The sequence below is a fragment of the Vibrio hepatarius genome (genome assembly GCF_011806575.1).
GTDB classification, from domain to species: domain Bacteria; phylum Pseudomonadota; class Gammaproteobacteria; order Enterobacterales; family Vibrionaceae; genus Vibrio; species Vibrio hepatarius_A.
On the sequence record NZ_JAATOO010000007.1, the window covers coordinates 171,227 to 184,618 of the forward strand.

Here is a 13,392-nt window from a genome sequence, read left to right on the forward strand (position 1 = left end):
AGACCTAAGCACATGAGAATTTTGCGTGGCTCCCCAGCTCTTTCTGAGTTTCGTGTAAATAAACTACTGGAACTTTGTCGTGAACAAGATCTGCCTGTAACTGGCATTTACGCCGAGTTTATGCACTTTGCGGATCTAAAATCTGACCTTGATGAACAAGAGTTAGAAAAACTAGAAAAGTTGCTGACTTACGGTCCAACGATCGAAGAGCATGAGCCTGAAGGTCTTCTACTTCTTGTTACTCCTCGTCCTGGCACTATTTCGCCTTGGTCTTCTAAATCTACCGATATTGCTATTAACTGTGGTCTGGACAATGTTAAGCGTCTGGAGCGCGGTACGGCTTACTACGTTGAAGCTACGTCAGAGCTTTCTCCTGTTCAAGTTGATGCAGTGAAAGCGCTAATCCATGACCGTATGATGGAAACCGTGTTCACGGAACTTGAAGCCGCTTCTGCACTATTTACGGTGGCAGAGCCAGCGCCAGTAGCTTACGTTGATATCTTAGCTGGTGGCCGTCTTGCGCTTGAAGAAGCAAACGTTTCACTTGGCTTAGCGCTAGCAGAAGATGAAATTGATTACTTAGTAGAGAACTTCACTAAGTTAGGTCGTAACCCAAACGACATCGAGCTGATGATGTTTGCTCAGGCAAACTCAGAGCACTGTCGCCATAAGATCTTTAATGCAGACTGGACTATCGATGGCGTCGACCAAGAGAAGTCTCTGTTTAAGATGATCAAAAATACATTCGAAACGACACCAGACCACGTTCTGTCTGCTTACAAAGATAACGCAGCGGTAATGACGGGCTCTAAAGTGGGTCGTTTCTTCCCAGATCCGAAATCTCGCCAATATACTTACCACCATGAAGATGCACACATCTTGATGAAGGTAGAGACGCACAACCACCCAACCGCTATTTCTCCATGGCCAGGAGCTTCAACCGGTTCTGGTGGTGAAATCCGAGATGAAGGCGCAACAGGTATCGGTGGTAAACCAAAAGCGGGTCTGGTTGGTTTCACAACTTCTAACTTACGTATCCCAGGATTTGAACAGCCGTGGGAAACAGACTTCGGTAAGCCTGGCCGCATCGTAAACGCATTAGACATCATGCTTGAAGGCCCACTAGGCGGCGCGGCATTCAACAACGAGTTTGGTCGCCCAAACCTATTAGGTTACTTCCGTACCTACGAAGAGAAAGTGACTTCTCACGCGGGTGAAGAAGTGCGTGGTTACCACAAGCCAATCATGATTGCTGGTGGTATGGGTAACATCCGTGACGAACACGTACAGAAGAAAGAGATCCCTGTGGGTGCGAGCCTAATCGTACTTGGTGGTCCGGCAATGAATATCGGTCTTGGTGGCGGTGCGGCGTCTTCAATGGCGTCTGGCCAATCTGCAGAAGATCTGGACTTCGCTTCAGTACAACGTGAAAACCCAGAGATGGAGCGTCGTTGTCAGGAAGTGATCGACCGTTGTTGGCAGCTAGGTGAAGAGAACCCAATCGCGTTTATCCACGATGTGGGTGCGGGCGGTATCTCTAACGCACTTCCTGAGCTTTGTGACGACGGCGAGCGTGGCGGTAAGTTCCAGCTACGTGATGTACCAAATGATGAATTGAGCATGAGTCCTCTGGAAATCTGGTGTAATGAATCTCAGGAGCGTTATGTTCTTGCAGTAGCACCAGAAAACATGGAAGCATTCGATGCAATCTGTAAGCGCGAGCGTGCACCTTACGCAGTGGTAGGTGTCGCAACTGAAGAGCGTCACCTCACGCTAGAAGATTCTCACTTCGACAATACGCCAATTGATATGCCAATGGACATTCTGCTTGGCAAGACTCCGAAGATGCACCGCGATGCGAAAACGCTGAAAGTCGATAGCCCAGCGATTGCACGTGATGGTATTGAAATCAACGAAGCGGCTGACCGCGTTCTTCGTCTACCAACCGTCGCTGAGAAAACATTCTTGATCACCATCGGTGACCGCTCGGTTACAGGCTTGGTTGCTCGCGACCAAATGGTCGGCCCTTGGCAGGTTCCAGTGGCGAACTGTGCGGTAACAGCCGCAAGTTACGACACCTACCACGGTGAAGCGATGTCGATGGGTGAGCGTACTCCAGTCGCTCTACTAGACTTCGGAGCGTCTGCTCGTCTCGCGGTCGGTGAGTCTCTGACTAACATTGCGGCGACTGACATCGGTGATATCAAACGCATTAAACTGTCTGCAAACTGGATGTCTCCAGCGGGCCACCCAGGTGAAGATGCCGGTCTTTACGAAGCAGTGAAAGCAGTAGGTGAAGAGTTGTGTCCGGCACTAGGTCTGACTATCCCGGTTGGTAAAGACTCGATGTCAATGAAGACTAAATGGGAAGATAATGGCGAGAGCAAAGAAGTGACTTCTCCACTGTCGCTGGTTATCACTGCGTTCGGTCGTGTTGAAGATGTACGTAAGACAGTGACTCCTCAGCTTCGTACCGACAAGGGTGAATCTTCACTCGTGCTCGTTGACCTTGGCAACGGTAAAAACCGTTTGGGTGCTACAGCGTTGGCGCAGGTTTACAAACAGCTTGGTGATAAGCCAGCGGACGTAGACAACGCAGAACAGCTAAAAGGCTTCTTCGATGCGATGCAAACACTGGTTCGTGATGACAAGTTAGTCGCTTACCACGACAAAGGTGACGGCGGTCTATTTGTGACACTTGCTGAGATGGCATTTGCCGGCCACTGTGGTGTCAAAGCGAACATCGCAGAGCTGGGTGACGATGCGCTGGCGGTTCTATTTAACGAAGAATTAGGCGCGGTCGTTCAGGTTAAGAACGACGACCTGGATTCAGTGCTATCTACGCTAGCGGCAAACGGTTTAGAAGCATGCTCACATGTGATTGGCTCTGTTGAAGCTTCAGACGACTTTGTTATCACGTCTGGTGATGCAGTTGTACTTGAACGTTCACGTACCGAACTACGTGTTATCTGGGCTGAAACAACGCATAAAATGCAGGCGCTACGTGATAACCCGGCATGTGCAGACCAAGAATTTGAAGCGAAGAAAGACAACACTGACCCAGGTCTGAATGTATCTCTAAGCTTTGATGTCAACGAAGATATCGCGGCTCCTTATATCGCAAAAGGCGCGAAACCTAAGATGGCGATTCTGCGTGAGCAAGGTGTTAACTCTCACGTTGAAATGGCAGCAGCGTTTGACCGTGCTGGTTTTGAAGCTACCGACATCCACATGAGCGATATTCTGACTGGTCAAGCGGTATTGGATGAGTACCAAGGTCTGGTCGCTTGTGGTGGTTTCTCTTACGGTGACGTACTAGGCGCAGGTGAAGGTTGGGCGAAGTCTATCCTGTTTAACGCACAAGCTCGTGAGCAGTTCCAAGCATTCTTCAACCGTGAAGAGACCTTCTCTCTAGGTGTGTGTAACGGTTGTCAGATGCTTTCTAACCTGAAAGAGCTGATCCCAGGTGCTGACTTGTGGCCACGTTTTGTTCGTAACGAGTCTGAGCGTTTTGAAGCGCGCTTTAGCCTAGTTGAAGTACAGAAGTCAGACTCCGTGTTCTTCGATGGCATGGCTGGCTCTCGTATGCCTATCGCGGTTTCTCACGGTGAAGGTCGTGTTGAAGTTCGTGATGGTGAGCACCTAAGCGCAATCGAAGCGTCAGGTACCGTCGCGCTACGTTACGTCGACAACAACGGCAACCCAACGCAACAATACCCGAACAACCCGAACGGTTCGCCAAATGCGATTACCGGTCTAACTACAGCTGACGGTCGTGTCACCATTATGATGCCTCACCCAGAGCGTGTATTCCGCACGGTTGCAAACTCTTGGGCTCCAGAAGGCTGGGGTGAAAATGGCGCTTGGATGCGTATGTTCCAAAACGCACGCAAGAACATTGGCTAACTGCTAGTTAAATGTTTGAAGAAGAAAGCGCAAGCCAAGTGGTTTGCGCTTTTTATTTGGGACTGAGAAAAATTCTTGCGATAAAGTAAATTTTTTACAGCTTAGCAGCAACATTTATGCTCTAATACCGCGCTTGCCAAGGGAAGGGGCGAAATGAGCTTCATACCGATGGATAGCTGGTAGCTCAAAGCAAAACAAACAACTTCCTTGAGGGTAATCAAATGTCTAAATTCGCTGTACGTGTATCGGAAAAACGCGGTGGCTGGTGTGCGGAAATCACGCGCCAAGTAACATCGAGAAAAACGGTCGTATCAAAAAGAGAAACCGGTTTTGAGTCAGAAGAGCTGGCTAAAGCTTGGGGCGAACAAGAGTTAGCAGGTTTTATCAAAAACCAAACTGAGCGAAACTCTCGCAAGTCTGCGCAAAGAAAAGCGCGCAACGCTGAATAACACGCTTGATGCAAAAAGGTTGACGATATCGTCAACCTTTTTTGTATTTGTCTTAACGAAACTGTCCTGCTTGTGGCAAGAAATCAAACCCTGCACTCGCGAGTTTAGCTTCTAAGGCTGCTCTGTCGATATCGAAGAAGTTTGCCAATTTATCGAGATCACCAGCAAAGTCATCACGAAGCTTCATATTCACAATGCTCATCAGCATGACAGGATCCATGCTTTCAAAGTTAGCTAGGTTCATCTCTAGTCCTCAAAGTCTGAAATCAATAGATTGGCCGCCGCAAACGCTGCTTTTTCTCGCGCTTCGATTGGTAAAGATTCGTCAGCAGCAATGTCATTCAACGCTTCAACTGCACATGAGATCGCTTTTGGTACATAAGCCTGATCGCCACTGCCGATCTGAGCATAAAGTTCGCGAATCAGTTCACAGCATCCGTATACTTGCATGGTTAAACCCTAAATAAATGATAACTGCTCTCAAATATACACATCCCACAGCGGAAACTCAAAGCCAGAGATTGAGCTATCTCAAGGGGATGTGACAATTGCTTTTTCTTTGCGCACACGCCCTAGCTTTTCAGCTGTTGTTCAAGTTGATAGGTCACATCAGATGACAACTGCAGTTGCTTGGCTAGCTCTTGAAGATACGCTTTTTCCATAAAGTTTTGCTCGTCAACGACAATTAACGAGGCAAGGTAAATCTCAGACGCCTGCTGCGGTGTTTGTGCTAAGCGAGCCACATCAGCTGGGTCGAGTGGTTTGTTTAGTTCTGAATGCAGCAGGGCTTGCAGGTGAGTGTCCGCCCCGGCGTCTTTAACCGCTGCTTCGATACGTTGCATTTCCTGTTGGTCAACGTGACCGTCGGCTTTTGCCGCTGCAATCATTGCTTTGAGAATCAGTTCGCTGTGGACATTGTCTTCAGGGTTGAAGTTGTCTTCGACTGGTGACGCTCCTTGTTTATGTTGCGAATCGTTATAAACCTTGTAAGCGAGAGCTGCTAATGCCGCGACACCACCAATTTTCAACGCGTTTTTGCCAACTTTCTTGCCGAGCTTTTTGCTCTTTTTAGAGCCCATAAGCAAGCTAACTAAGCCACCGCCAACCGCGCCTGCGCCCAATGACTTGAATGTGCCAGAACTGGATTGTTGTTTGAGTTGCTGTTGACCTTGTTTGAGCAGGTCAGAGTTTAATGCTTGGTTGAGTAGATTTTTAAGATCCATAGACCACCTCCTGATGTCGCTCAGAATAGCGAGTCATGTATGAACCTAAGATTAATTGATAAAAAAATGGCGAGCACTAGGCTCGCCAAATACATTGATAACGAAAGGTTATTCTTGCGCGTAGCCGTGAATGCCGAGCTGCTCGCCATCAAGAAACGCTTTGCCGTTTTTCATTTCTAAACGATCTTCAACCATCCACTTAACAACCAGTGGGTAGATTTTATGCTCTTGAGTTTGTACTCGAGCCGTGAGCGTTTCTACGTTGTCTTCATCAAAGATCGGCACTTTAGCCTGTAGGATGACAGGGCCGCCATCCAGCTGTTCTGTAACGAAATGTACGCTAGTACCGTGTTCTTCATCACCAGCGTGGATTGCACGCTGGTAAGTGTTGAGCCCCGGATATTTAGGCAGCAGAGAAGGGTGGATATTGATCATACGCCCCATGTAATGGCGCACAAACTCACTACTAAGGATTCGCATGTAACCCGCCAAAACAATCACGTCAGGTCGGTATTCATCAATCTGCTTCATCAGTTCATGGTCAAAAGCGTCACGTGTATCAAACGCTTTTGGGTCAAGAAAGTGGCCAGCAGCGCCAGCCTTCTTTGCTCTTTCTAACGCATAAGCTGTTGCTTTGTTCGAAAAAACAGCCGTCACTCGTCCGGTATCAATGCTGGTTTCACAAGCATCGATAATCGCTTGCAAGTTTGAACCATTCCCTGAAACTAAAACAACAATACTCTTCATTATTATTTGATCTCTACTTGTTCTTCGCCAGCTTCAGCTTGTGCAATCTCGCCAATCACCCACGCATTTTCACCTTCTGCGTTCAGTAGTTTTACTGCTGCTTCAGCTTGGTCTTGCGGTAGCGCGACGATTAGGCCAACACCACAGTTAAAGGTGCGGTACATTTCGTGAGTGTCTACGTTGCCTTTCTCTTGTAGCCATTTGAAGATTACTGGCCATTCCCAGCTGTTACCATTGATAACCGCTTTCGTGCCTTCAGGCAGTACGCGAGGAATGTTTTCCCAGAAACCACCGCCAGTAATGTGAGAGATAGCGTGAATGTCATGCGCTTCGATCATTTTCAGCGCTGACTTGATGTAGATCTTTGTTGGTTCTAGAAGGTGCTCACCGATAGTGCGACCTGCTAGCTGTTCGTTCTTATCCGCACCAGATACTTCTAGAATCTTGCGGATAAGCGAGTAACCATTTGAATGAGGACCGCTTGAGCCAACCGCAATCAGCGCATCGCCCGCTGCGACTTTAGTGCCGTCGATAACGTCTTCTTTCTCAACAACACCGACACAGAAGCCAGCGACGTCGTAGTCTTCGCCTTCGTACATGCCTGGCATTTCAGCAGTTTCACCACCGATCAGTGCACAACCTGCTTGTAGACAGCCATCAGCAATGCCAGATACTACGTCTGCCGCGGTATCAACGTCTAGCTTACCCGTTGCGTAGTAGTCGAGGAAGAATAGTGGCTCAGCACCTTGTACGATCAGGTCGTTTACACACATTGCGACTAGGTCGATACCAATGGTGTCATGCTTGTTCATATCCAAAGCAAGGCGGAGCTTCGTGCCTACACCGTCAGTGCCTGAAACTAGAACAGGGTGCTTGTATTTGGTTGGCAGTTCACATAGTGCACCAAAGCCACCAATACCACCCATTACTTCTGGGCGACGCGTGCGTTTTACTGCACCTTTAATACGGTCAACAAGAGCGTTGCCTGCATCAATATCAACGCCAGCATCTTTATAGCTTAGAGAAGTGTTATTAGCACTCACAGTGAAGTCCTCGGTTTTGAAAGTGGGTATGAAAACGGCGCTATTCTAACAGTGGATAAACCCATATAGCAAACGTTTGCGTGGGTTTTTTCTTTTGTTCTATCGCAAGAAATTGTTAATGAAATCGTTTATAATCTGAAGGTTTGTTTAAAAATCATCATATACCCGGAGATGGAAATGAAAGTTGTTGAAGTAAAACACCCTCTTGTTAAGCACAAAATTGGTCTAATGAGAGAAGGTGACATCAGCACTAAGCGCTTTCGCGAGCTGGCGACAGAAGTAGGTAGCCTACTGACTTACGAAGCGACTGCAGACTTTGAAACGGAAAAAGTAACCATTGACGGTTGGAACGGTCCAGTGGAAGTTGACCAAATTAAAGGTAAGAAGGTAACAGTAGTGCCGATCTTACGCGCAGGTCTGGGTATGATGGATGGTGTTCTTGAGCACATGCCAAGCGCACGTATCAGCGTAGTTGGTATCTACCGTGACGAAGAAACACTAGAACCTGTTCCTTATTTCAACAAGCTAGCGTCAAACATCGACGAGCGTATTGCGCTGGTTGTTGACCCAATGCTAGCCACTGGCGGCTCAATGATCGCAACGATTGATTTGCTAAAAGAAAAAGGTTGTAACCAAATTAAAGTATTGGTTCTTGTTGCGGCACCTGAAGGTATTGAAGCATTAGAAAAAGCGCATCCTGAAGTGGAACTTTACACTGCGGCGATCGATGAGAAGCTAAACGACAAAGGCTACATCGTACCGGGCCTTGGTGATGCGGGAGATAAGATTTTCGGTACTAAGTAATTGAAAAATTAACGTAATCTAACATGAAAAAAGGGGAGCGGATGCTCCCCTTTGTTGTTTTTGGCTACTTGATTACTTTTTCAAGCTCAAGGTGCCGTTTGTTCTTGGTTTATTTGTCGAGCGTGGTTGATTGCCCGCTTTCGGTTTGTAAGCCGTTTTACTTTTACTTGAATCAGAGTGCTGATTGGCATTTGGTTTGCCGTGACGCCCTTTCTTTGAGTTTGGTGCATGGCGAAGTTCATCGGCATTGCGACCTTTGAAAGTGTGTGGCTTTTGATTACGACGTGCTTTCGAGTCATGATTTTCATCACGACTATCAAATAGCTTTGCATCGGTCGCTTTGCGGATCTGTTTACCACGGCTATCGAGCTTCGAGGCTTCTTCCGTGCTGATTGAGCCTTCACACATCGCGAGAATTTCCGCGACCTCTGCCTCGGTTAAATAGCGCCACTGACCGTTTGGAATCCCATCCAGTGTAATGTTCATAATGCGCACGCGGCGCAGCTTGAATACTTCGTAACCTAACGCTTCACACATACGACGAATCTGACGGTTTAAACCTTGTGTCAGCACGATACGAAACGCGTACTTGGTTTCTTTGGTTACTTTACACGGCAAGGTCACTGTATCGAGGATCTCAACACCCGAACTCATTTTTTGAATGAACTGGTCGGTGATCGGTTTATCAACGCGTACCACGTACTCTTTTTCGTGGTTGTTTCCTGCGCGAAGGATCTTATTAACGATATCGCCATCGTTGGTTAGGAAGATCAAACCATCAGAAGGTTTATCTAGGCGACCAATAGGGAAGATGCGTTTTTTATGGCCGATGAAATCAACGATGTTGCCTGGAATATTACGCTCAGTGGTACAGGTAATGCCAGTCGGCTTGTTTAACGCAATATAAATCGGTTTCTCTTTGGCACTAACGGGTTTCCCGTCGACATAAACATCATCACCAGCAACAACTTTGGTGCCCATTTCTGGCACTTTACCGTTGATGGTAACGCGGCCTTGTTCGATAAGTTTGTCTGCTTCTCGGCGTGAACAAAAGCCAGTTTCACTGATGAATTTGTTGAGTCTTTTGGCTAAATCTTGTGACATGTTGGTTCTCTCTAACGTTTCACAACGGCATGTTGATGGAAATGAAAAAGCAGCCGTGAAGGCTGCCGTAATATTCTAGCACTGAGGCTTTGTTTAACCCAAACGCTTTTGGTGGCGTTCGCGAGTTTCGATTTTCTTGTCTGCGCTTTTCTTCAATAAAACATAAACGGCGCCCGTTCCACCATGAAACCGTTGTGCACTGTGGGCGCATTGGACTTCGTTGATTTGTTCCAACCACTGAGCAACAAAGCTCTTCATTAACGCGGGTGGATTCGATTTCTCTCCGCGTCCGTGAACGATAACCACTGTGCGGATATCCATCGCCATACATTGTTTCAGAAACTGGACGACTTCGTCTCTTGCCTGCTTCAGTGTACGTCGATGCAAGTCCAGTCTAGCTTGGATAGGGTACTTGCCTAGACGAAGTTTGCGGTAAACCCCTTCTTGTACGCCGTCACGTTTAAACTCAATCATGTCTTCTGGTTTGATCATTGGCGCGTGATCGACAGAAAGGTATTCAGGGTCATCCTCCGTCAACCAAATCGCAGCTTCGCGTTTTGCCAATTGAGCATCAGAGACACTATGTTGTTTTTTGTGTTCGGCAGTGTCTTGTTGGATTGGTTTAACATCGCCCATCATTTCTTGAAACAGGGCTAAATCATCATCGTGAGACATAACGGCATCTCAGAGTAAGGAAACAGTGTTGTCAGTATATCAATGATAGGGTTAAGTGGGAGCAAAAAATAAAAAACCGAAGTAGACAATGTATCTACTTCGGTGCAAAGCGAACGTCTATTACGAGAATAGGGCTAAGCGATTTCTAGTGAGGAGATTTGTCGTTCATCACTTTGTAAACGAAGTAGCCGCCGTAAAACAGCATTAGACCCAAAGCGCCGAATATTACTAGCATTGAAGACAGACCTACCGCATTACCAAATAGGAGTTCAAGCCAAAAGTCCATATTTCCTCCAATGAATACAAAGTGTGTTGACAGGGATAAAGGTAAACTGAGGTTAAATATGCAACACTGATCTGGATCAATTGTTGTCTTTTGGTTGCGCACTTGTTTTTGTTGGTGTGTTTTTGCTCACATTTTGTAGCCCATTGATGGCGTTTTAGCCAAGTGGACGGAATTTTTGAAAAAAGTCGGGAAATGGCTTGCGTTAAGGACCAGAATCCGTAATATACGCATCCGTTGACGGGCAAAATGCTCGAATAAAACATCTCGGTGAATAGCGCAGCTTGGTAGCGCATCTGGTTTGGGACCAGAGGGTCGGGGGTTCGAATCCCTCTTCACCGACCACATTCTAAGCCCTAGCAGAAATGCTGGGGCTTTTTCGTTTTATGCTTATCGGTATTTATGAGAAGAGGGCGGGGGCTGGAACGCCAGTCCGATCGAATCCCTCTTCACCGACCACATTCTAAAGCCTCAGCAGAAATGCTGGGGCTTTTTCGTTTTATGTTTGTTGTAACGAGAGCTGTTAACTCTGATACTGACAGTCGACGCTTCCGCTCTGCGATAGCTGTGTAACTTTAAAGCCTTTGTCTTTAAGCAAACTCAGCACATTCTGCTCACCGACTAGGTGAAGTGTGCCAACTACCATGACGTATGAACCTTTCGGGTTAGGAAGCCAACTCGGTTCTGCGAGTTTATTGACCCAATCTTTATTCCGCTGGTAAATAAACGCATTTTCAAATTCTGGTGACATTTCTGTTAGCGTTGCAAACTCATTCAGCTTGTTAAGATCTCCTGCTTTCCAACTGTTGATAAGACAATGCGTTGCCATTTCGCCGTCTTCAAATTCGTCCAGCACGCTGAGCAGAAATTCTTTGCCTCCTTCCGCTTGACCTGTCAGTAAGTCGATTTGAAACTGAACCGATTCTAGGCTGAGTACTGGGATATTTTTTGTGGTCGCTTTGTATATCAACCTCAAGTCGACGCCATCATCAGTGCGGTAGCCGAAGCTTTCAATTTGCTTCATTTGAATTCCAATCGCAGCCGCCCATGGCGCGGTGTTGAGTAACTGTTCTGGATTCATCGATAACTGGGAAGCGATCTGTTTCAAGCGCGTTTGCTGCTCTTTACTCAGTACATCTTTACTTTGAATGGTGATTTCAGGATAGACGACGCCTTGGGTTTTACGCACATCCGCTTCAATGATTAAGCCATCACTTGTTTGCAGTCTGTCGTTAATCGTCGATGGGAGAGGGAACATGGTTTCGTCACCTACGTGTACAGAACCTAAAATAAGATAAGTCACTCCTCCTTTTTCAGCTTGCCAGTAGAGCGGTTCCGCGTTTATTGATGTGGAGACAAAAAGTAGTAGCGCCAACAGACTTCTATACATGCCATGTCCTTATTCGAATAATGATATCTGGCTTCAAGTATATAATGAGTCTTAGAGGCTGAATATTTTGCTGCGTCGGAATGAGAGCTGGGTAAGGCTATGTGGGACGAACATTCATTGCAGATTGGCGAAGGATATAAAAAGCGGTCGCTCCTGGAATTAGAACGACCGCTTGTACTTTATTTAGCAATTTGGCGTTAGGCCTTAAGCAGGCTGCGCTGCTGGCTCGTCTTCATCTGCTAGTTGGCTCGAAGATTCTGCCCCATGCATCCAACGAACTAGAGTGCCGGAGAACATCAGAACTAGGATGCCGGAGAGCGTAGCAGTAATTGCGATACCACCAAAGATAGACAGCGCACCCAACTCGCCCACGTGTGAGCCGATAAGGCCTGCGACATAGTTCGCGATTGCATTGAAGCCAAACCAAGCACCCATCATTAATGATGCTAAACGCAGCGGAGCCAGTTTAGTGACCATGGATAATCCGATTGGTGATAAGCATAGTTCACCCAATGTATGGAAGAAGAATGCACCGACTAACCATAGCATCGAAGTTTTCACGTTAGTGTCACCGCCTTGCTGCATGACCGCACCAACCATACAAACAAAACCTAACGCTAAGAAGAACAGAGCCAGTGCGAATTTAACCGGAGAACTCGGTTCCTTCTTACCCAGTTTCACCCATAGCGCAGCCAGAACTGGTGCTAAAGTAATGATGAAGAATGGGTTGAGCGATTGGAACCAAGCTGCTGGGACTTCAAATGAACCAATCATACGATCAGTGTATTGCTGGGTGTAAATGTTCATAAGACCACCCGCTTGTTCAAATCCCGCCCAGAATACGATCACAAACAGGCCCATAACCATAATCACTTTGAGTCGGTCGACTTCTTGCTTGGTCAATGGTTGCTTTTTCTGCGCTTGCTTGTTTTCTAAATCGCGCACAGCAGCAGGCTCAACGCCGATATCACCCAACCAGGACTGAGCCAAGCTCATTTGCATGATTAAGCTGATAACCATGCCTGCACCGGCAACGATAAAACCGGCCTTCCAACCAAATTCGTTGGTGACAGAGCCAGATACAACGCCAGCAAGCAGTGCACCGAGGTTGATACCCATGTAGAAAATCGTAAATGCACCGTCACGGCGGTTGTCGCCTTCTTGGTACAAAACACCAACCCTGGGTGAGATGGTTGGTTTAAAAAGGCCCTTGCCCGAGATCAATAGTGCCAGACCAAGGTAGAAAGTGTGGATTGCACTAAGACCTAATACGTCTGCTGGCATCGCCAGAGTGAACTGACCGACGGCCATCAATGCACCACCAATGAGAATCGCACGGCGTTGGCCTAAATAGTTGTCGGCTAACCAGCCTCCAATCAGTGGCGTGATGTAAAACAAACCAGTGTAGATGCCGTAAAGATCAAGTGCATCTTTGGTTGACCAACCCATACCACCATTAATTGTTGTGTCGGTTAAGTAAAGTACTAAGATGGCGCGCATTGCGTAGTATGAGAAGCGTTCCCACAACTCGGTACCGAAAAGCAGGAACAGGCCGCGAGGGTGGCCAAGAATTTGATGTTGTTTTGTCATAAGTTTTGTTAATGCCGTGTATAAGAGTTTTTAATTTGTCATTACGTATACATCTTAGATAAAACGACTTCAATTGGGGTAATTTTAAGACTTTATGAAGATTAGCTGATAAGTTTATGAAAAATAATAAAAAAAGTTTAGTTAAACGCACTGGTTAAGCGGTGGGAAAACTAATTTT

Annotated in this window: 12 protein-coding genes, 1 tRNA gene and 1 pseudogene; 4 read left to right on the forward strand and 10 right to left on the reverse strand. The window is 46.8% G+C overall.

Annotated features, from left to right (window positions below; translation table 11 throughout):
• The first annotated feature begins 12 nt into the window (after positions 1–12).
• Positions 13–3,906 carry a phosphoribosylformylglycinamidine synthase gene (purL, locus tag HCZ42_RS07625; protein WP_167420125.1) on the forward strand — a complete coding sequence of 1,298 codons (3,894 nt, stop codon included), beginning with the start codon at positions 13–15 and terminating at the stop codon, positions 3,904–3,906.
• Positions 3,907–4,127: 221 nt separating this feature from the next.
• Positions 4,128–4,352 (forward strand): annotated as a pseudogene (locus HCZ42_RS07630) (DUF3622 domain-containing protein); the annotation flags it as partial.
• Between the two features lie 55 nt (positions 4,353–4,407).
• Here HCZ42_RS07630 and HCZ42_RS07635 read toward each other — a convergent pair.
• The 5 genes from HCZ42_RS07635 to purM form a co-directional block, all read right to left on the reverse strand.
• Positions 4,408–4,599 carry a DUF4250 domain-containing protein gene (locus HCZ42_RS07635; protein WP_167420126.1) on the reverse strand — a complete coding sequence of 64 codons (192 nt, stop codon included), beginning with the start codon at positions 4,597–4,599 and terminating at the stop codon, positions 4,408–4,410.
• A 2-nt stretch (positions 4,600–4,601) separates the two neighbouring features.
• Positions 4,602–4,805, reverse strand: coding sequence for a YaeP family protein (locus HCZ42_RS07640; protein ID WP_167420127.1), 204 nt, complete (start codon positions 4,803–4,805; stop codon positions 4,602–4,604).
• A gap of 122 nt (positions 4,806–4,927) precedes the next feature.
• Positions 4,928–5,578 carry a tellurite resistance TerB family protein gene (locus HCZ42_RS07645; protein WP_167420128.1) on the reverse strand — a complete coding sequence of 217 codons (651 nt, stop codon included), beginning with the start codon at positions 5,576–5,578 and terminating at the stop codon, positions 4,928–4,930.
• A gap of 108 nt (positions 5,579–5,686) precedes the next feature.
• On the reverse strand, positions 5,687–6,325 hold the full coding sequence (purN, locus tag HCZ42_RS07650) for a phosphoribosylglycinamide formyltransferase (RefSeq protein ID WP_167420129.1): 639 nt from the start codon (positions 6,323–6,325) through the stop codon (positions 5,687–5,689).
• Between the two features lie 2 nt (positions 6,326–6,327).
• Positions 6,328–7,368 (reverse strand): phosphoribosylformylglycinamidine cyclo-ligase, encoded by a 1,041-nt coding sequence (gene purM, locus HCZ42_RS07655; RefSeq protein ID WP_167420130.1) that lies wholly within the window; start codon positions 7,366–7,368, stop codon positions 6,328–6,330.
• 177 nt (positions 7,369–7,545) lie between these two features.
• Between purM and upp the strand changes: the two genes are divergently transcribed.
• Positions 7,546–8,172, forward strand: a complete 627-nt coding sequence (upp, locus tag HCZ42_RS07660; protein WP_053409574.1) for a uracil phosphoribosyltransferase — start codon at positions 7,546–7,548, stop codon at positions 8,170–8,172.
• A gap of 72 nt (positions 8,173–8,244) precedes the next feature.
• On the opposite strand, the gene rluF is transcribed toward upp, so the two are convergent.
• The 3 genes from rluF to HCZ42_RS07675 all read right to left on the reverse strand — a co-directional run bounded on the left by rluF (position 8,245) and on the right by HCZ42_RS07675 (position 10,237).
• Entirely contained in the window at positions 8,245–9,276 is a 1,032-nt protein-coding gene (gene rluF / locus HCZ42_RS07665) for a 23S rRNA pseudouridine(2604) synthase RluF (protein WP_167420131.1), read from the reverse strand.
• Between the two features lie 93 nt (positions 9,277–9,369).
• Positions 9,370–9,951, reverse strand: coding sequence for a DNA endonuclease SmrA (gene smrA, locus HCZ42_RS07670; RefSeq protein ID WP_167420132.1), 582 nt, complete (start codon positions 9,949–9,951; stop codon positions 9,370–9,372).
• Between the two features lie 145 nt (positions 9,952–10,096).
• On the reverse strand, positions 10,097–10,237 hold the full coding sequence (locus tag HCZ42_RS07675; RefSeq protein WP_072161340.1) for a DUF3149 domain-containing protein: 141 nt from the start codon (positions 10,235–10,237) through the stop codon (positions 10,097–10,099).
• 265 nt (positions 10,238–10,502) lie between these two features.
• Here HCZ42_RS07675 and HCZ42_RS07680 point away from each other — a divergent pair.
• Positions 10,503–10,579 (forward strand) — tRNA-Pro (locus tag HCZ42_RS07680).
• 178 nt (positions 10,580–10,757) lie between these two features.
• Here HCZ42_RS07680 and HCZ42_RS07685 read toward each other — a convergent pair.
• On the reverse strand, positions 10,758–11,624 hold the full coding sequence (locus tag HCZ42_RS07685; RefSeq protein ID WP_167420133.1) for a TraB/GumN family protein: 867 nt from the start codon (positions 11,622–11,624) through the stop codon (positions 10,758–10,760).
• Between the two features lie 204 nt (positions 11,625–11,828).
• Positions 11,829–13,214, reverse strand: a complete 1,386-nt coding sequence (locus tag HCZ42_RS07690; RefSeq protein ID WP_167420134.1) for a peptide MFS transporter — start codon at positions 13,212–13,214, stop codon at positions 11,829–11,831.
• Positions 13,215–13,392: the final 178 nt, after the last annotated feature.

Excerpts from the sequence above, each read along its gene's own strand:
- smrA (WP_167420132.1), bottom strand. The coding sequence starts at position 9,951 with ATGTCTCACGATGATGATTTAGCCCTGTTTCAAGAAATGATGGGCGAT.
- purL (WP_167420125.1), top strand. The coding sequence starts at position 13 with ATGAGAATTTTGCGTGGCTCCCCAGCTCTTTCTGAGTTTCGTGTAAAT.
- purN (WP_167420129.1), bottom strand. The coding sequence starts at position 6,325 with ATGAAGAGTATTGTTGTTTTAGTTTCAGGGAATGGTTCAAACTTGCAA.
- rluF (WP_167420131.1), bottom strand. The coding sequence starts at position 9,276 with ATGTCACAAGATTTAGCCAAAAGACTCAACAAATTCATCAGTGAAACT.
- upp (WP_053409574.1), top strand. The coding sequence starts at position 7,546 with ATGAAAGTTGTTGAAGTAAAACACCCTCTTGTTAAGCACAAAATTGGT.
- HCZ42_RS07690 (WP_167420134.1), bottom strand. The coding sequence starts at position 13,214 with ATGACAAAACAACATCAAATTCTTGGCCACCCTCGCGGCCTGTTCCTG.
- HCZ42_RS07640 (WP_167420127.1), bottom strand. The coding sequence starts at position 4,805 with ATGCAAGTATACGGATGCTGTGAACTGATTCGCGAACTTTATGCTCAG.
- HCZ42_RS07635 (WP_167420126.1), bottom strand. The coding sequence starts at position 4,599 with ATGAACCTAGCTAACTTTGAAAGCATGGATCCTGTCATGCTGATGAGC.
- HCZ42_RS07675 (WP_072161340.1), bottom strand. The coding sequence starts at position 10,237 with ATGGACTTTTGGCTTGAACTCCTATTTGGTAATGCGGTAGGTCTGTCT.
- HCZ42_RS07685 (WP_167420133.1), bottom strand. The coding sequence starts at position 11,624 with ATGTATAGAAGTCTGTTGGCGCTACTACTTTTTGTCTCCACATCAATA.
- HCZ42_RS07645 (WP_167420128.1), bottom strand. The coding sequence starts at position 5,578 with ATGGATCTTAAAAATCTACTCAACCAAGCATTAAACTCTGACCTGCTC.